This window comes from Haloplanus rubicundus, from assembly GCF_003342675.1.
Classification (GTDB): Archaea; Halobacteriota; Halobacteria; order Halobacteriales; family Haloferacaceae; genus Haloplanus; species Haloplanus rubicundus.
The window spans coordinates 3,341,687-3,359,729 of sequence record NZ_CP031148.1; the positions used below are offsets into that span (position 1 = coordinate 3,341,687).

Below are 18,043 nucleotides of genomic sequence, written 5' to 3' on the forward strand. Positions count from 1 at the left end.
CGTGCGAGCCTAGTCGTCCGACGGCTGCTTCGCGCTGAACGAGCCCATCCGCAGGTCCACGTCGCCGGTGCCGATGGCGACCGGCTTGCCGACGATGACGTTCTCGATGACGCCGTCGAGGCGGTCGCGCTCGCCGTGGATCGCCGCGTCGAGCAGGTGGTTGACCGTCACCTCGAAGGCGGCGCGGGCGAGCACCGACTCCTTCGATCCCGAGATGCCGTGCCGGCCGATGGACTCGATGGTGCCGCGGTTGGTCATGATGTCCGCGACGAGCATCAGGTGGCGGACGTTCACGTCGTCCAGCCCCTGCTCTTCGAGCGTGTCCATCGTCTCGTTGATGATGGCCTCACGGGCCGCCTCGACGCCGAGGTTGCGGTAGATCTCGTGGATGTTGTTACAGGTCGTCCGCGAGGCGTCGACGCCCTCGATTTCGATCACGTCGCCGAAGGCCGACCCCTCGGTGTAGAGGACGAACTCCTCGCCGTCGTCGAGGGTCTCCTTCCGGATGACGACCCGGGAAACCTCCTCGATCCCCTTGAACACCACGTCGCGAAGCTCCTCGACCAACTGGAGCAGTTCGCGGTAGCTGGGTTCGGAGGGGCCGAACTCGATGAGCGTCCCCGAGCGCCGGGTCTGGACGCCGAGGGCGTCCTCGATGGTCTCGGCGATCTCCGCGGCGATCTCACCCACGTCGCCGACGGTCGGCCACCGCTCCAGCAGCGTCTCCTCGTTGAGGTCGACCTGCACCAGCATGTCCGCGACGTTCGTCGACACGTCACCCAGCGAGAGGATCTTGGTCGACTCGATGGACCACACCACCTCGTGGGCGCGTTCGCGGTCGGTCGCGTACTCCTCGTCGAGATACACCGTCATCATCGGCGTGTCCGGCGTCTTCCGCGCGTCGACGAGTTCGATCAGCCGCGGGAGCCCCTGGGTCACGTCGATCTCCGCGACGCCCGCGTAGTGGAACGTGTTCATCGTCATCTGCGTCCCGGGCTCGCCGATGGACTGTGCCGACACCGTGCCGACGGGGTCGAGCGGGTCGACCCGCGTGTCGACGTAGCGCGACTCGGTCGCCTGCGCGATCTCGTTCGCCTGCTCGACCGTGACCGTCCCGCGGTCCTCGATGGTCTCGTAGATCTGGGTCTTGAGCCGCCGGGGCAACTCCGTGTCCTCGACGACCGCCTCGATGTCCTCGGTGACGTGTTCGTACTCAGTCATCGGACTCCACCTCCATGCCCTGGGCCTTGTTCAGACCGGGGCCGGCGTATTCGGAGAGGTTCGTCGGCGGCTCGCGCTCGCCGAGGAACCGCTCTTTCTCCTGGTCGGAGTCGAACTCCGCCTCGATGACCCGATCCGCGATCCCTTCGACGTCGATGGGGTTGTCGTCGGTGGAAGACACCTTCACCGGACTGGTGCCGTCCTCGCCGAATTCGAACTGGACGATGGTGTCGGAGGTGTCGCGGACGGTGCCGTCGTACTGCGACTCGAGTTCGGACAGGGCGTTGATGAGGCGGCGCTGCAGGTAGCCGGACTTCGAGGTCCGGACTGCCGTGTCGACCAGCCCCTCGCGGCCACCCATGGCGTGGAAGAAGAACTCCCGCGGCGTCAGCCCGCCACGGTAGGAGTTCTCGACGAAGCCGTGGGCCTCCGCGGAGAGGTCGTTCGGCTCGTAGTGGCTGAGGGTGCGGTCCTCGTAGCCGCGGTTGATCCGCTCGCCGCGGACTGCCTGCTGGCCCACACAGCCGGCCATCTGGGTGAGGTTGAGCATCGACCCACGGGCGCCCGACCGGGCCATGATGACCGCCGGGTTGTCCTCGTCGAAGTGGTCCTCGGCGATCTCGCCCGCGCTGTCGCGGGCCTTGCCGAGCGTCTGCATGATCTTCATCTCCAGCGTCTCGTCGATAGTCCGACCGGGGAGGGACTCGAGGTCACCCGCCTCGTAGGAGTCGATCAGGTCCTCGATCCGCTCGTAGGCGTTCCCGATGGCCTCGTCGACCATCTCGTTCGCCTCCTCCGGGATCGACTCGTCGTCGATGCCGAGCGAGAACCCGAAGTGCATGATCGCCCGCATCGCCAGCGCGGCCACCTCGTTGATGAACACGCGGGCGCGCGTCTCGGAGTACACCTTGGTCAGGGTGTCGACGATTTCGCCGCCGAACGCGCCGACCGCGTCCTCGTCGATGGTGCCCTCGACCAACTGGCCGTCCTCGATGCGGACGGTGTCACCGGCCGACGACGTGAACTCGAGGTTCAGGTCGTCGGGCAGGAGTTCGGAGAAGACGGTGCGGCCCGTCCAGTAGGGCTCGCCGTCCTCCTCCCCGTCCGCCGGCGGGAGTTCGTCCACGCTCGTCGCGCGGAGCAGGTCGAGCGCCTGCGTCTCCGAGAAGTGGGGGTTCTCGTGGGTCAGCAGGTAGGTCCCGCTGATGTGGTCCTGAATCGCGCCGATGATGTTCTCGCCGAAGCGAGGGGAGAGGATCTGCTCCTGAACCCGCATCAGCACCCGAGCCTCCGCCCGCGCCTCCTCGTTCTGGAGGGCGTGCATGTTCATCTCGTCGCCGTCGAAGTCGGCGTTGTACGGCGGGCAGACAGTGGTGTTCAGCCGGAACGTCTTGTACGGCATCACGACCACCTCGTGGGCCATGATCGACATCCGATGCAGCGATGGCTGTCGGTTGAAGATCACGATGTCGCCGTCGACGAGGTGGCGGTTGACCTCCCACCCTTCCTCCACCTTGGTGGCGAGTTCCTCACAGTTCTTCTCGGTGACCTTCAGTCGGCGGCCGTCGGGCCGGCGCACGTAGTTCGCGCCCGGATGCCCCTCCGGCCCGTTGGCGACGTACTGTCGCGCGTTGTCGACGTTGCGCTCGGTCACGTTCAGCGTCTGTGTCATCTCCGTGGCGACCCGTTCGGGCACCCCGACCTCGTTGAGCGACAGGGTCGGGTCCGGACTGATGACCGTCCGGGCCGAGAAGTTGACGCGCTTCCCGGACAGCGAGCCACGGAAGCGGCCCTCCTTGCCCTTGAGGCGCTGGGAGAGCGTCTTCAGCGGTCGACCGGAGCGGTGGCGCGCCGGCGGCGTCCCCGAAATCTCGTTGTCGATGAACGTGGTGACGTGGTACTGGAGCAGTTCCCAGAGGTCCTCGATGATGAGCTGGGGCGCACCGGCCTCGCGGTTCTCCATGAACCGCTGGTTGATGCGGATGATGTCCACCAGCTTGTGGGTCAGGTCGTCCTCGGAGCGCTGGCCGTTGTCCAGCGTGATGGAGGGACGGGCCGTCACCGGCGGCACCGGCAGGACGGTGAGGATCATCCACTCCGGCCGCGACCGGCTGGGATCGATGCCCAGCACCTCGATGTCCTCGTCCGGGATGTCCTCGAACCAGTCCCGGATGTCGGAGGGCATCAGCTTGTTCATGTCCTCCTCGGTCAGGTCCACACCGAGGGCCTTCTCCAACTGCTTCCGCGTGTCGCTTTTCGGCCGGAACTCGCCGGCCATGATGTCGTTGACGCGCTCCAGATCGATACCGAGACCCTCCGCGAGTTCTCGGGGACTCGTCCCCTCGTCGTCCTCGTCGTCCGGGTCGGGCTGCATCGCCTCGGCGATGCGCTCCGAATAGTCCCCGGCGAGCACGTCCTGCACCTCGTAGTAGGTGGTCGGCTTCTCGTGTTTGATGTCGTGCATCACGCCGTCGCAGTCCGGGAACGGGCAGTAGCTCTGCTTGCGCGCCTGCCGGACCGCCGCCTTCAGCACGTCGTTGGGGTCCTTGCCGAGCTCCTCGGCCCGGGCGAGGTTCCCCTCGTACTCCTCGCGTTCCTCCTCGGTGAGCGCCAGCCGACCGCACTCCCGACACGTCGAGCGCAGGAGCCGCCGGATGAGCTTCGTGAAGCCGACGTGGATGACGGGCGCCGCGAGTTCGATGTGGCCGAAGTGCCCGTTACACGACCCCGAGTGCTGGCCGCAGGTCCGACACTCCAGTCCGGGGTCGATGACGCCCAGACGCGGGTCCATCAACCCCATGTCGATGGGGTAGCCGTCGTCGTCGTAGGTGTCCGCCGTGATGACCTTCGTCGCGGACATGTCGCGATACGTCTCCGGGTCCATCAGCCCGAACTGAATGCCGCCGATCTCCTTTGGTGTCTGCATTGACATTGTTACACTGCGTCCTCGAGTTCCAGCCGCGGTCGAATGCCGAGCGCGATCATCTCGTCGAGGAGGAGCTTGAACGCGTAGCTCACCTCGATCTCGTGGATGTCGTCCTCGTCGCCAGTGACGGGGTCGTACACCCGGCGCTGCTCCACGTCCTCGACGGCGACCATCCCCGTCTCGGCGCTGATGTAGACGTTCTCGCGGTCCGAGGAGTCGAGCAGGCGCTCCTTGAGCGCCATCGCCGCCCCGTGACCGATCAGCACCTCACGCTCCATCTCGCCCACGCGCAGGCCACCCTCGCGGGCGCGACCCTCGGTGGGCTGGCGGGTGAGCACCTGCACCGGCCCGCGCGAGCGGGCGTGCAGCTTGTTGCTCACCATGTGGTACAGCTTGTGGTAGAAGATGGTGCCGACGAAAATCTCGGCCTCGATCTTCTCCCCCGTGACGCCGGAGTACATGACCTCCTTGCCCGAGGACTCGAAGCCGTGCTCTTCGAGCGCCCCCCGGAGTTCCGACTCGTCTTCGCCCTGGAACGCCGTCCCGTCGACGCGACGACCTTCGAGCGAGCCGACCTTGCCGCCCAGCATCTCCAGCACGTGGCCGACCGTCATCCGCGACGGCAGGGCGTGCGGGTTGAGCACCAGGTCGGGGACGACGCCCTCCTGCGTGAAGGGCATGTCCTCCTGGGGTGCGAGGTGGCCGACGACGCCCTTCTGGCCGTGGCGGGATGCGAACTTGTCCCCGAGTTCGGGGATGCGTTCGTCCCGCACCGAGACCTTCGAGAGCTTCGAGCCGTCCTCGCCCTCCATCAGCGTGACCGTGTCGACGACGCCGTCCTCGCCGCTCCGCATCGTGACGCTCGTCTCGCGACGTTTCTGGGGGGACAGGCCGCCCATGTCGTCCGGCTCCTCCAAGAAGCGCGGGGGACTGGTCTTCCCCAGCAGGACCGAGTTCTCGTCGACCTGCGTCTCGGGGTTGACGAGGCCGTCCTCGTCCAGATGCGTGTAGGCGTCCTCACCGCGGGCGCCGCGGACGTCCTGACTCGGCACCTCGAAGCGGTCCTCCTGACCGCCCGGATACCGGCGCTCCTCGCCCTCGTAGGTCCGGAAGAAGTGCGACCGGGCGAGCGCGCGGTCGACCGACCCCTTGTTCATCACGAGCGCGTCCTCGATGTTGAACCCCTCGTAGCTCATGACGGCGACGACGAAGTTCTGAGCCGCCGGGCGCTCGTCGAACCCGATCTGTTCCGTGGTCTGCGTTTTGACCATGGCCAGCTGCGGGTAATGCATCAGGTGCTGGCGCGTGTCCGGTCGAATCCGGTAGTTCGCCGCCGGCAGCCCGAGCGACTGCTTCATCATCCCCGCACCCATCGTAATCCGTGGCGACGCGTTGTGTTCGGGGTAGGGAATCATCCCGGCGCCGATGCCGAAGATGAGCTGTGGGTCGATTTCGAGGTGGGTGTGACGCTCGTTGAGTTCGTCCTCGTCGACGGCGACGTAGATGTCCTCCTCCTCCTCGGCGTCGATGAACTCGATGTAGCCGCGCTCGACGAGCTGTTCGAAGCTGAGTTCGCCGTTCTCGACCGCCTCGATTTCCTCGTCGGTGAGAAGCGGGTCGCCGTCCTCGACGACGATCAGCGGGCGGCGAGCCCGTCCCGCGTCCGCGTTGATGATGACCTCGCGCGTGCGCTCCTTGATGGAGACGTTGACCATGTCGCTGACGTCCCCGCGCCGGCGCGCTTCGCGGATCTGTTCTGCGAGCTGTTCGGGGTCGGGATGCGTACCGACCAGACTGCCGTTGACGTATACTTTCGCCTCGCGTGCTTGAGCCATGTTAATCCGCCATCGAGTCGACGCCTTCGATTCCGGGGATTCCCTCGACCCCCATCGACGCCAGTTCGCGTTTGAGTTCCTGTTCGTCCTCCACGTTCTGGGAGAGCTCCATCGCCTGCGCGAAGTTCTTCACCAGCCCACAGTTCGGCCCCTCCGGCGTCTCGGAGGGACAGATGCGACCCCACTGGGTCGCGTGCAGGTCACGTGCCTCGAAGTGCGGCTGGGACCGCGAGAGCGGCGAGCGCAGCCGACGGAGGTGCGAGAGCACGCCCATGTAGTCCGTGCGGTCGACCAGCTGGGAGACGCCCGAGCGACCGCCCACCCAGTTGCCCGTCGCGATCGGGTGTTCCAGCCGCTCGGTCAGCACGTCCGAGCGGACGACGGTGTTGACCGTCAGCTGCCGGTTGCGCATGTTCGCGCGTTCGAGCTGGTACTTCACGTCGCGGGCCAGCTTGTTCAGCGCCGTCCGGAACAGGTCACGCATCAGGTCGCCGCTGACCTTCAGGCGCTTGTTCGCGTAGTGGTCCTTGTCGTCGGCCTCGCGCCGTTCCAGGGCGAGTTCGAAACACGCCTCCGCCATTCGGCAGAGGTAGTACGCCTTGTTGATGCGGACCTCCTCCTCGTCGACGCCCTCCTCGTGGAGGTGCGGCAGGAGGTAGCGGTCGATGACGTAGTTGGCGCGTTTCAGCTGGTAGTTCTTCCCCTGCCCGCCGGCGACCCGCTTGCCGAGCGTCTCGATGGCCTCTTCCTCGCTTTGAACCTCGGCCATCTCCAGGTTCTCCAGCATGAACTTCACGATCTCGGGGTCGTCGCTGACGCGGTGGACGATCTCCTCGTCCGACTCCAGCCCGAGCGCGCGCACCAGCGTGACGAAGTTGACGCTCCCCGAGACGGAGGGGAAGGAGACTTCGAGAATCCCCTCGCGGTTGCGCTCACAGAGCACCAGCGCGCGGTAGCCACGGCGCTGGGAGAAGGTCTTGGCGACCTGAATCTCGTCGCCGTACTTCGTGTCGTACTCCGCGAGGATCTTGTTGGGCGCGAGGTCCTCGCTCGTCATCAGCACCCGCTCGGAGCCGTTGACGATGAAATATCCTCCGGGGTCGACCGGGTCCTCGCCGATGTCGATCAGTTCCTCGCGCGTGAGTTCGGCGATGTTGCAGCGGCGGGAGCCGACCATGATCGGCATGCGTCCCACCTTCGTCTCGGTGGAGTCGACGACGACTTCCTCCTCTTCCTCGCCGCCGCGGACGATGGCCATCTCCATGAACACCGGCGCGGCGTAGGTGATGTTGCGCAGGCGGGCCTCCTGCGGGTAGAGGAGTTCCTCGCTCCCGTCGGCCTCACGGACCCGCGGCGTCTCGACGCGCACGTCGCCGAGTTCGACGAAGACCGGCTCCTGTCCCTCCTTGTCGCCGATGTCCGTCTCGATCCGCTCTTTCTCGTCGACGACTTCCTGCATCCCCCGGTCGAGGAAGGCGTTGAAGGAGCGGAAGTGGTGTTCGGCGAGCCGTTCCTGTGAGAAATACTCTCGTGAAATCGTGCGTCGGCTCTGTCGATTCATTCGACCACCAGTCGGTATACGGTCGCTTGATCAGTGGTTCGAGAGTCGCGAACGATTTCGACCACGTCGCCCACCTCGGCCTCGTCGGGCAACGCGGGATCACTCGTCTTTATCTTCGGCAGGTTGGTCTTGCTCACGTTGTACTCCGCGAGTACCTCGTCGACGCGGTCGGGGTCGTCGAGGACTGTATGCTCCGGGACCAGCTTGTGTTGGCTTACGTCTACCATGGGTGAGTGGGTGGAGAAGTTGTCACGAGATACTACGGCGCCTTTGTCGATCCACCCATTTAACGCTTGTCAAAGAACCGCGAAGCGGGGCTAATCGGCCCACCGGCGGGCGCCGGCGAGCGAGGCTCGGTACGCGTTGCCATGCGCTCTGCCGGTACAAAGCCGTTTCGGCGACGTGCCGCGATACCGCGACCCACGGCGACTCCAGATGGCAAGTCTTATTTCCCAGTCGCCGCTCGGATTAAATGCGAAAGCCCGGATGGTGTAGTGGCCCATCATACGACCCTGTCACGGTCGTGACGCGGGTTCAAATCCCGCTCCGGGCGTCCAATTTTAGGTTTAGTTCCCGATCATAAAGCCGGATTTGTCCAATTCCAGGCTTTTGATTCGGGTAATGGAGGGGTGGTATTGTGCCGGTCGTAGAAGCGCTCCCCGACCGGCCGCTCACCGACGCCGAGATCAACGCGCTTCGGCACTCCGACGCGACCGCTGCTGTGACGCCAGTCCGCGCGTTCGGCCACCTTGATATTGGGAACGCCGTCGTCGCGCTGGCATTGAGTACGGCTGCGGGCAATCATCACGCGCTGCTGTACGTCCCTGAAGAGTACGACCATCCAGACACTGGCTGGATCCGGATTAGAGAATCCGAGTCTCACGCCGCAGCGATCCGAGTGCTTGACGAAGTTGAAGTCCCGGACGGCGACCTGGAGCGTGCCGTTCGAGAAACGCTTTACTCTGACGAGGGGCCGCAATGAGCCAGATCGAGCCGCAGACCCACGAAGCCGACATACAGTTCAACTTCGTGGAGTATGGGCGGAAGCCCTACTGGATCCTCACGAAGCTCCTGATCCAGTGGTTCGACGGCTACGCCGAGCAGATTCCGTTCTCCGTCGACGGCGAGGCGTGGGAGATCGAGAAACTTCGGTACGACAAGGGCGGTATCGCGCCGGCGCCGAGTGACACCGTCGGTGGGGACGCGCTGTACGAACTCCGCCTGACCATCAGTGGCCCCGGGCGCAGGTCGATCAACTTCCACATACGACCACGCTACGAGGGCATGGTCTCGACGAGTGGCGAGGAGATCAGCACGCCGTTCGACCACATCGACGCTTCGGAGGGCGTGAACATCCACGCCCAGGGGAGCAACGTCGAGGTCGATCGTTATCTCGACCTGCTGCGTCGAGCGGTGCAGGCGCTCGCCAAAGAGACTGGCGAGACGGTCAATCCGCGGTACTTCCGAACGCCGCACCGGATGAGTACGATACAGGAACTCGAACTGTACGTCCGCATCCGTCGCGAGATCGCGATGCAGCTGATCGAGGCCGACGGCCCGTTCCTCCGGGCGGCAAACCTGCTGTCCGATAAGCTCGGCGCCGAGGGCGCGTACTTCTTCTCGAACTCGGGACCGAACAAGGACGTGGAGGGCTACCGACACCGGTTCATGCTCCATCGCGAGCAGGCCTCGGAGTTCGTCACCGGGCATCGCCTGGGGAAGCAATTGAAGCTGTATCACCCGGAGAAGGTTCGCGACGATCCCGAGGAGACCCTGTACAATCCGAAGTTCGGCGTCCTGTACTCCAGTCACAAGGAGAAGCTGGCGACGGCGTCGGTCCCGTGGCACGACCGCGACCGAGCGTATCGCGAGGTCCACGAGACGCTCCTGAACCTCCTGTCGTGGAGCGGTATCGAGACACGCCCCGATCCGACCACCTACGTCGACGACGACGCCTTCAGCGTCGAGGAAGCCGAGGAGCCCGCACGACTCGTCGACGATCCGCTGCCGCAGGTCGAGGCCGAGCAGGAGAGTTTGCTGATGAAGACGCTCGGCGAGTTGACTGAGTCCGACGAGGAAATCCTCCAGGTCGTCGCCGACGGTGGCGAGGTTGACGTCCACGAGGCCGCCGCCGAAACCGACCGCTCGCTGTCGACGATCTACCGGGCGCAGGATCGGCTCGGTGATCTACTCCGCAACGAGAACGGGACGCTGTCCTTCATCTCCGAGAAGATACGCCAAGACCTGCAGCGCGTCCTCGACGAGACAGAGAGCGCCCTGGAGTCGGGGGTTCGTCGACTCTGTCGGTTGCTCGATGTCGACCCGCGACAGCTCGAACAGGACGGCAGCGCGTGGCAGCGCTGGGCCGCGAAGTGGGGTGCGGAGATCCTCGAACACGGCGCCGAAGAGGACCGGATGCTCATCAAGATCCAGACGATGATGGACCGGATTCGCGCAACGGACCGGCCCCTGGTCGACGAGATAGTCGCGAAGGCGCTGGAGGCGTGGTCGGATTCCGGCGGCCCGCGCGGCGATTTCTGGAACGCGCAGGTTCGCTGGACCAACGGGCGCCAGGAGCACACCGTTTCCGTGTCGTCACTGCTCCAGCCGGACGGCTCGCCGAGGCGATCGACCGCCGACTGAGTCGCCGACTGGTGAGTGGCAACACCGTCGTTCGACTCCTTATTTTATAAGTAGCATCCGAAAACCCTTGTTTCGGCTGGAGTGTCGCAACCACCGAGAGCGGTCCGTTTTGGCCTCGAACAGCGTCGACCGGGTGTGATAGTTCCCGGTGGGTGGGAGGATCCCCTTAGGAAGTGCGCCTAAGGGCGCAGATAGAGAAAATACACCGCACAGCATCGGCTGTTCCACCTGATGCACGAGAAAGGGAGGTTAGGCTATTCGGTATCGGACGCCTCAACGTCGATGTTTCGCAGCGGCGTCGAGGGCGCCAGCCTTCGTTGAGGTGACTGTTCGAGCTGTCCCTGGGAACTAAGCCCCGAGTGGCCGAAAGAGGGGTATGGACGTTAGAGGCCTGTTCACCCGGCGATTGTTGAAGTGGGCGGTGATTATCACGCTCGCTATGTCGCTGCTCTCCGGCGCGTGGACCGAACCATACCACTTCGCCGGCTACGTTGTGGGTGGTGTCATCCTGTGGACCGTTCTCCTCGCTGCGGGGAAGGCCGTTCGAGCGGTGCTTGATCGCCGCCTTGGGTACGCGTAATCACCGCCAGCGGCTATCCACGCTCGTCCGGTAGTGCAACGCCAGCACGTCGGTGTTCGCGATCTTCTGAATCGTCACTGGATCTACTTCCCCGCGGGCGTCGTCGATGTTTTGCTTGGACTGAATTAGGTGGGTGAGCGCGGCGTCGATCACGTCGGAACGCGGCGGGTCATCGTGTTCGCCGCTCCCGATGATCGCCGCCGCTTCGTCGAGAAGCCGCTTCCGCTCGTCGGAGAGTCGCAAGGTCGTTCGGTCGGTCATTAAGTAGTGGTGTGCATACGGGAGGTCAGTTCGCGTCGCTGGCGAGTGAACGACGGGGTGATTGACTTAAACGCCTGTTCGCGATGACGGCCTCCCGTGTGTGGGCGGCCGCGCCGAGCGGCCGAATCTATACACGCGACCATCGGCGTCGACGGCGCCAGGTGCATACATTGCGTCGGGCCGTGACATTCGTCTCGAACCCCACGGGGTCGCGCCGAGATCGCCCTTCCAAGCGATTCAATCATCTTCGCAGACCACCTCGCGGAGATCGTCGAGGAGCTCCGGGTGGTTCTCCTTAAGAAGTTCCACGTCGGTCGTGAGTTCATCACGTATTCGCGCTCGAACGCGTGAGACCGCTTCGTATCGGCGCTGAGGATCGTCGCCTTCACCGGCTATCTGTTCTCGCTCGTGTTCTGTCATCATTGCACGGCCACGGGCCATGCTATACTCGCCTTCCGCCGACATTGTATATATTGACCAACCGGAGGCACAAATAGGTTGGTGCATTTGTCCAAGGTTGGATAGATAGGCCAATCATTAAGACGTTGGCGAATAGACCAACCTTTACGCACCGGAAACGGTCGGACGGCGTCCACTCTGATTTCACCACCATGTTTGGTGGAATAAGATACGACGGCGTCATCAAAGGCCGGCGGCGCGGACACGCCGCTCGACCGGTGCCACCCTAACGATGGCAGAAAAGGATACGCCGCCGGACACCAAAGAGCCGGCGACTGAGACGGACGCACAACCCGCTGCGAACACCGGCGCCGCGCTGACGACCGTCGGCACGGCGCCGGCCTGGAAGTATCTCGACCTACAAGGGATCGACGGCCGCGGTCCCGTGAAGGTGCGCGGTCAGTGGCTCGACGACGAACCGGGAACCGTCGAAATCGAGGCGAAGCTCGACGGCGCCCACCTCACGCTGGCGTTCGAGCCCGACCGCGCGCGAGCGTTCGCCGAGCAAATCGTCGAGGCCGCCCGCTTCGCTGAGGAGGGCGGCGGCCGATGACCGACGACTGTGGGACGCCGGCTACGCACGTTGAGCTGCAGGCACCGGTTCACGAGGCGACCGTCGCGGCTGAGGCAGCTGAGGACTTGGTGGTTGTCTCGATCCGGTCGGACGCTCTCAGTCAGTGCGTGGTCCTCGATAGAGACGACGCGCGGCGCGTCGTCAACGAGATCGAGGCGGCCGTCGACGAACTGGATCGACAACAACGGGCAGGAGCGGAGCCATGAGCGCGTCGATCACGCCGGCGTACGCCGCCCGTCGCGACCCGTCCAATCCGTGGCGGTGGCGGTGCCCGGACTGTTCGGGACCGCAGATGAACCGGCGATCGACACAGACAGACACCGACCGCTACGAGTGCGACGACTGTGGCTGGTACGGTCGCGTCGACGAGCTCAAGGACGCTCGGGAGGCCGCCGACCGATGAAGGCCACTGGCTCAGATATAGACCAACGTCGTATGTCGCTCGAAAACCCACAGAAGCAGGATCGTAACGACTTGGAACCGATGATTCCACAGAGGGCTCTCGATGAATGGCTCGACGTGGTCGCTGACTCGACGAAAGGCAGCACAGCCGACAGCTACCGGCGCCGAGTCAGCCGGTTCATCGCGTGGTGTGAGGACGAGGGCATCCTCAACCTCAACGACGTGACCGGCCGGCACATCAAAGCGTATCGGGATCACCGACACCCGAAGTGTGAGACTTCGACGCTGCAGAACGAACTCCGCACGGTTCGACAATTCCTTCAGTTCGGCGTCGCGGTGGAGGCCGTCGAGCCGGCGCTCCCGGAGTCGATGGGCCAAATCATCCCGTCGCTTTCCAAAGGAGACGATTCAAGCGACGTGATGCTCGGCCGTGAGCGCGCTCACGCGATCATCGACTATCTCGACGAGTACCACAAGGCGAGCCGCGAGCACGCCCTGTTCCTCCTACTGTGGGACACGGGCTGTCGGATCAGCGGCCTGCGGGCGCTCGACTTGGAAGACTTCGACGTTGGTCAGGGGACCGTGACGTTCCGAAGCCGCCCGGAATCGGACACACGCCTGAAGAACGGGCAGTCGAGCGAGCGGATAAACGTCCTCGACGAGTCAACCGTCGACGTCGTCGCGTCGTACATTCGACTCCACCGCAACGACCGGACCGACGACTACGGCCGCGAGCCGTTACTGACGACGAAGTTCGGCCGGCACGCGACGACGACGGTGCGGCGACTCGTCTACGAGCTGACCCAGCCCTGCCTTCGGGGCGGTTGCCCGCACGACGAGGACCCTCAATCCTGCGAGTATCGAGGCCACGGCCACGAGAGTAAATGCCCGTCGAGTGTGAGCCCGCACGCGATCCGGACCGGGCGCATCACTGACATGCGGAATCGAGGGTGCGATATCAAGGTCGTCTCGGGACGTGTCGACGCGATCCCCGAGACGATTCGGCGGTACTACGACAAACCGGATCTCGAACAGGATCTTTCGCGAAGAAGAGGCGCGATCTCGGATATCGGATTATGACTGCCGTGTGTCGACAGACCTGCACCGGCGACCGCTTCGAGCACGCCGAGACGGTCATGTCTATCGCGAAGGCGAACGAACTCCTCCGATGCCCGATTTGCCGGCGAGAGGTGCGTCTATCCGGCAGCGCCGGCGGCAACTGATTCGGCCTCGCCTGCTGGTTTCCCCGCTCTCGAAATTTACGCGACACCCCTTTTTTACAGTTCATAGTATTTGGATACATGGCAAGGCAAGATTCGAGAGACGACCGCGGAAGCCGTCTCGCGCGGGTGAAACAACGCACCGTCGGAGCGCTGAGGGAACGGGCGGGATCGGCGTCACGGAGCGCACAAGATCGCGCCGAGGCCGAGATTCAGGAGCGCGCGGATGCGGACGCGGTGAAAGCAGCAGCTCGAGAAACCCTCCGCGCACTCGAGGCCGACGAAGGCGCACCGGACGGCGACTACGGGACGACCGGGACGGAAACGGACTCGATCGCGAAGCGCGCGACCGACGCGGCCAAAGTCCGGTCGCCGATGGGTGGCTCGCTGCGCACCATCGGTGATGAACGGGTCGTCACGGACATGGCTCGCGCCGCGGCTGCTGAGGGCGACGGGTTGGCCACGGGTGCCGGGCTGACGTTCGAGGGCGAGGCATCCGACCGACCGGAGCGAGCAGCCAGCGACCCAGCCTTCGTCGGCGTGAGTGCCGGATTCGGGATGGAAGGCGGGGACGATCCGGTTGCTGGCGAGGGGTTGAGCGTCGCCGATCCGTTCGGCCTTACTGGCACCGCGGACAACCGCGACGACGGGGGCGACGACGATCCGTTCCCCGGAGTTCGCCTGTTCGGAGGTGAGGAGTAGATGGCGCGTCGTGGCTCGACCGGCGACGACAGCGACAACGACTTCTCCGGCGTCGGTGGCGGATCCGACACCGACACCGGCAGCGGCGTCACGGGCGACGACGGCTCGGATACGTCGTTCTCCGGCGGCGGCGGGGGCAACGACAGCAGCAACACCGGCGGCTCGGATACTGGCGGCGGCGATACCGGAGGTGGTGTCGGTGGAGGCGATAGCGATAGCGACCAGCCAGATTCATGGGGTGACGGCGGTGGCAGCGACGACGACACGTCGGGCGTCGTCGGCGGTGGCGGTGACCGTCGAGGATCGGATTCGGACACGACCTATTCGGGCGGCGGCAGCGACACGGACGCCGGCAGCGGCGTCACGGGCGACGACGGCTCGGACACGACGTTTGAGGGTGGCGACAGCGACCAGAACCAAACCCAGGCTCCTCAGGGTGACACCGGCACCGACGATCCTGACACCGACCCGGATCGCGGCACCTCCGTGACCGAGACGCCGGACGGTGACACCGTCGCGAACACGGGCGACGGCAACGTCCAAGTCGGCGACACGACCGACCGCGGCGTCGGGGTCACGCGGAATCCCGAGGGGATCGAGACCGTCGTCCCGGCCCCGGGCGACAGCGCGCCCGGTCGTGGGGGTGAAAACGAAGGCGAACTCCCGATGTCGACGCCGGCGCAGCCGACGGACGTGGCGGCGCTCGGCCCGAACCAGCAACGCGACCTGCAGCGGAGGTTGAGTGACGGCGAGATTCGAGCGGCCGTGACGCGGTTCGGACAGCGCCAACTCGGCCGGCCGACGCCGGTCGAGAGCCCTTACGAACCGGTCGGACCCGTCGACTTCGCGGTCGATGCTCTCTTTCAGGACAGCGAGGAGGTGGCACCGTACTTCGGCATCACCGGCGCCGCTGCACGCCGGGACACCGTGGACCTCGGCGGGCCAACCCTGGGGCTTGATCCAGGCGCACGCGATCCAGTGAACACCGACGTGACGGACGCGCTCACCGAGGGGCGAGGGCGCTTCAGCGAGGAGACGGTCGCCGACGTTCGTCGACGTGCTGAGGGCTACCAGGAGTTCTTCGGCGTCGGTGCCGAGGCCGATCGCCTCGTGACCGAACTCACCGGGAACGCCGAGGCGGGCAACTTTGCCCGCGGTCTCGGGAATGTTCCCGGCAACATCGCCGCCGCTCCGTCGCAGGGCGTGCTCATCTACAATACAGCCTGGCAGGTCGGGCGGAATCTTCCCGAGACTGTCGACGAGTACGGTGCCGGAACGGTCGCCGACACCGCGCTCGATACCTCCGGGGCGATCCTCCAAGGGACGACGCGCAGCGCCCGCCGCCGCCCGTATCAGACCGGGGGGAACCTCCTCGGCGAGGCGGTGGTGGGAACGGCGGCGGTCCGCGCTGGGGGCGGCCTGGGGACACGGATTCGCTCGGCGCGAGTGCGTCGGCAGGCCGATGAGACGGTCCAGCTTGAGGACACTACGAGCGAGCGGGGTGTCGAGGGCGCATTGCCATATTTCGATACTGACACTGACGCCCCCACCGAACAGGCTGTCGCCGAGGTGCGTGAACGCGCCGCGGACAACCCGGATACCGTGCTCGACGCCCTCTACGGCGATGCCGACCGCGTTCTCTTCCACTCGACCGAGGCGGATCTCGGTGACGAGTTCGAGGCGGCCCGCGGGTCGTCGGAGCTTCCGGGGTTGTTCACGTCACCGGATGCCTCACCCCTCCGGATTCAGGATTCGGAGAGTTCGTGGCTCTCTCGGCCTGAAATCCGCTTCCCGAGGGCGTCGGATTTCACCGGTGGCAGCGACCGGTTCGCCGGCTTCCGCGGTGATCGAATCGAAGGGATGCCCGATGATGCGACCGGAGCGCGTCGTATCCCCGACCCCGACGGAGGGACACGGCCCGACCCGCGGACATCCGGCGCGCAGTTCCTCGACGAGGCGGCTGAGGAAGGGACGGCTTACGTCCGCCCGCCAGGGAGTCGCACCGAAGAGTTAGAGGCGATCTACCCACCTGGAAGTGGGTTCCAAATGCGGAACCGGCTCGCGGTCGAGCTGCCGAGCGGGCGGGCCGTCCCGCTTGACCTGTTCGAGCGGGCCGGACGCACCGACCTGGATACGGAGGATGCCCGGACGGCCGACACCGCTCGGCAGACCGGGGAGGAGATTTCCGCGCGCTACTCGTCGGAACTCGACGAGTCGGGCACCCCCGTGACGCCGCCGCTCGGTCTCGGGGGAAGTACGGGGACCGGCGCCGAGACGGAGCTGCCGGATGTTGAAAAGAGTGGTGGCGCCGACGGCCCGGACGGCGGTGGCGAGACTACTGATGAGCCGAGCGACGGCCTCCTCGACGCCACGCCCCGCACCGACGCGGGCGACGACGGCCTCCTCAGCGTGACGCCACGCGACGGCGGTGGAAGCGACGACAGAGGTGGCGACGGGGCTGACGAGTCCGGCGACGGCCTCACCGACTCGACGCGTCGTGACGACGGTGGCGACGATCTACTCGGCGTGACACCTCGCGATGACGAGGGGAGTAACGGCAGCGCGTCGGACACTCCGAGCCAAGACGACAGCCTCCTGGGCGTCAGCTCGCCGACCGATGGTGCGGACGACGGGTTCCTCGACCCGACCCCGCGCAGCGAAGACAGCGCGCCCGCCGGCGGTGGAACCGGATCGGGCGCCGCGAGTGGCCGCGACGACGGCTATTTCATGCCGTCGCTTACGTCGACGCTCGGCGGGTCGGGTGGAAGTGGCGGATCGTGGTTCGGCTCCGGACTGTCGCTCCCTGGATCGCCGGGGACGCCGACGGGTGGGAGCGGACCGGGGTCGCCCGGCTCCCCGTCGGGTGGGAGTGGACCCGGCTCGCCCCCCGGCCCGACAGGTGGCACTCCCTACACTCCATTCACGCCGCCGACCGTTCCGAACCGCCGCGACCGTGATCGCGACCGCGATCCAGGGTTCGACTTCGAGATCGACACCGACCGGTTCGGAGGAGCGACGGCTGAGGACGACCGCCCCCTCAGCGTCGGCTACTACAACGAGTTCATCGCCGACTTCGCGTTCGGCGCCGCGCCGACCCAGGCCCCGAGTCAGGAGACGCTGGCGGACTTCGGTGGTGCGGCGGCGTTCACGGAGCAGCTACCTACGCTCCGCGAGCTCGAAGCCGAGGGCGATCGCCGTGATGCCCTCGAAGCGGCCTACGACACGTTCGGGTTCAGCGGCCTCAGTGTCACCTCCGACGGCGGCAGTGACGACAGCGGGTTCCTGTAGTAAAATGTCGAAAACCAGAAACCGGTATCCTCGCGACGAGCCGGACCCGGAGTTCGGCGATCTTGAACCTCATCCATCGGAGTGGAAGTTACCGACGCCCGAGGAGTTGCGCGAGCTCCGTATCCTCTCGGGGCTGACGATTCGTGAGGTGGCTCACCGGATCGACGTGTCACCTGACTCGGTGCGGCGCTGGGAGAAAGGACAGCACTCGCCTCGTCTCACCGATGTTCGAGTTATCGTCGAGGTTTGCCTCGGCGAAGCAGGTGAGTGAGCACGATCGGAGCTTCGCGCGTTCTCTCTCGACCTCGAATGGAATCGAAATCGAACTGCCGATCATCTTTCCGGGTCCCGCGCCCGCCCGCGCGGTCGAC

Annotated in this window: 18 protein-coding genes and 1 tRNA gene; 12 read left to right on the forward strand and 7 right to left on the reverse strand. The window is 65.5% G+C overall.

Going from position 1 to position 18,043, the window contains the following annotated elements:
• Positions 1-9: 9 nt before the first annotated feature.
• Genes rpoA2 through DU484_RS18310 form a run of 5 tightly spaced genes read right to left on the reverse strand, consistent with a single transcriptional unit; the run spans position 10 to position 7,770 of the window.
• The gene (gene rpoA2, locus DU484_RS18290) at positions 10-1,221 is read right to left on the reverse strand and encodes a DNA-directed RNA polymerase subunit A'' (RefSeq protein ID WP_114606650.1); all 1,212 of its coding nucleotides are present in this window, start codon (positions 1,219-1,221) and stop codon (positions 10-12) included.
• Positions 1,214-4,147: a DNA-directed RNA polymerase subunit A' gene (locus DU484_RS18295; protein ID WP_114587126.1), complete on the reverse strand. Its 2,934-nt coding sequence runs from the start codon at positions 4,145-4,147 to the stop codon at positions 1,214-1,216. The genes rpoA2 and DU484_RS18295 overlap by 8 nt, the downstream gene beginning before the upstream one ends.
• Positions 4,148-4,155: 8 nt before the next feature.
• Complete coding sequence (gene rpoB, locus DU484_RS18300; RefSeq protein ID WP_114584311.1) at positions 4,156-5,982, reverse strand: DNA-directed RNA polymerase subunit B; 1,827 nt, start codon at positions 5,980-5,982, stop codon at positions 4,156-4,158.
• Position 5,983: 1 nt separating this feature from the next.
• Positions 5,984-7,543 carry a DNA-directed RNA polymerase subunit B'' gene (locus tag DU484_RS18305; RefSeq protein WP_114449037.1) on the reverse strand — a complete coding sequence of 520 codons (1,560 nt, stop codon included), beginning with the start codon at positions 7,541-7,543 and terminating at the stop codon, positions 5,984-5,986.
• Complete coding sequence (locus DU484_RS18310) at positions 7,540-7,770, reverse strand: DNA-directed RNA polymerase subunit H (protein WP_114584312.1); 231 nt, start codon at positions 7,768-7,770, stop codon at positions 7,540-7,542. Before DU484_RS18310 ends, DU484_RS18305 begins: the two co-directional genes overlap by 4 nt.
• Positions 7,771-8,023: 253 nt before the next feature.
• Here DU484_RS18310 and DU484_RS18315 point away from each other — a divergent pair.
• From DU484_RS18315 to DU484_RS18330, 4 genes are all read left to right on the forward strand, one after another.
• Positions 8,024-8,096, forward strand: a tRNA-Asp gene (locus DU484_RS18315).
• Between the two features lie 84 nt (positions 8,097-8,180).
• Positions 8,181-8,525, forward strand: coding sequence for a hypothetical protein (locus DU484_RS18320; RefSeq protein ID WP_114606651.1), 345 nt, complete (start codon positions 8,181-8,183; stop codon positions 8,523-8,525).
• Positions 8,522-10,186, forward strand: coding sequence for a DUF7845 domain-containing protein (locus tag DU484_RS18325; protein WP_114606652.1), 1,665 nt, complete (start codon positions 8,522-8,524; stop codon positions 10,184-10,186). The genes DU484_RS18320 and DU484_RS18325 overlap by 4 nt, the downstream gene beginning before the upstream one ends.
• A 376-nt stretch (positions 10,187-10,562) precedes the next feature.
• A complete protein-coding gene (locus DU484_RS18330; protein WP_114606653.1) occupies positions 10,563-10,766 on the forward strand; it encodes a hypothetical protein in 204 nt (67 codons plus the stop codon).
• On the opposite strand, the gene DU484_RS18335 is transcribed toward DU484_RS18330, so the two are convergent.
• Both DU484_RS18335 and DU484_RS18340 read right to left on the reverse strand, forming a co-directional pair.
• Entirely contained in the window at positions 10,767-11,027 is a 261-nt protein-coding gene (locus tag DU484_RS18335; RefSeq protein ID WP_114606654.1) for a DUF7386 family protein, read from the reverse strand.
• Positions 11,028-11,264: 237 nt separating this feature from the next.
• The gene (locus DU484_RS18340) at positions 11,265-11,468 is read right to left on the reverse strand and encodes a hypothetical protein (protein ID WP_114606831.1); all 204 of its coding nucleotides are present in this window, start codon (positions 11,466-11,468) and stop codon (positions 11,265-11,267) included.
• Between the two features lie 250 nt (positions 11,469-11,718).
• Between DU484_RS18340 and DU484_RS18345 the strand changes: the two genes are divergently transcribed.
• From DU484_RS18345 to DU484_RS20775, 8 genes are all read left to right on the forward strand, one after another.
• Positions 11,719-12,039 (forward strand): hypothetical protein, encoded by a 321-nt coding sequence (locus tag DU484_RS18345; RefSeq protein ID WP_114606655.1) that lies wholly within the window; start codon positions 11,719-11,721, stop codon positions 12,037-12,039.
• Complete coding sequence (locus DU484_RS18350) at positions 12,036-12,266, forward strand: hypothetical protein (protein ID WP_114606656.1); 231 nt, start codon at positions 12,036-12,038, stop codon at positions 12,264-12,266. The genes DU484_RS18345 and DU484_RS18350 overlap by 4 nt, the downstream gene beginning before the upstream one ends.
• Entirely contained in the window at positions 12,263-12,463 is a 201-nt protein-coding gene (locus DU484_RS18355) for a hypothetical protein (RefSeq protein ID WP_114606657.1), read from the forward strand. Before DU484_RS18350 ends, DU484_RS18355 begins: the two co-directional genes overlap by 4 nt.
• 32 nt (positions 12,464-12,495) lie before the next feature.
• On the forward strand, positions 12,496-13,542 hold the full coding sequence (locus DU484_RS18360; protein WP_187347730.1) for a tyrosine-type recombinase/integrase: 1,047 nt from the start codon (positions 12,496-12,498) through the stop codon (positions 13,540-13,542).
• Complete coding sequence (locus DU484_RS19720) at positions 13,539-13,685, forward strand: hypothetical protein (RefSeq protein WP_157969601.1); 147 nt, start codon at positions 13,539-13,541, stop codon at positions 13,683-13,685. Before DU484_RS18360 ends, DU484_RS19720 begins: the two co-directional genes overlap by 4 nt.
• A 78-nt stretch (positions 13,686-13,763) precedes the next feature.
• On the forward strand, positions 13,764-14,384 hold the full coding sequence (locus DU484_RS18365) for a hypothetical protein (protein WP_157969602.1): 621 nt from the start codon (positions 13,764-13,766) through the stop codon (positions 14,382-14,384).
• Positions 14,385-17,672: a hypothetical protein gene (locus tag DU484_RS18370; RefSeq protein ID WP_114606660.1), complete on the forward strand. Its 3,288-nt coding sequence runs from the start codon at positions 14,385-14,387 to the stop codon at positions 17,670-17,672.
• A 4-nt stretch (positions 17,673-17,676) separates the two neighbouring features.
• Complete coding sequence (locus tag DU484_RS20775; RefSeq protein ID WP_157969603.1) at positions 17,677-17,943, forward strand: helix-turn-helix domain-containing protein; 267 nt, start codon at positions 17,677-17,679, stop codon at positions 17,941-17,943.
• Positions 17,944-18,043 lie beyond the last annotated feature (100 nt).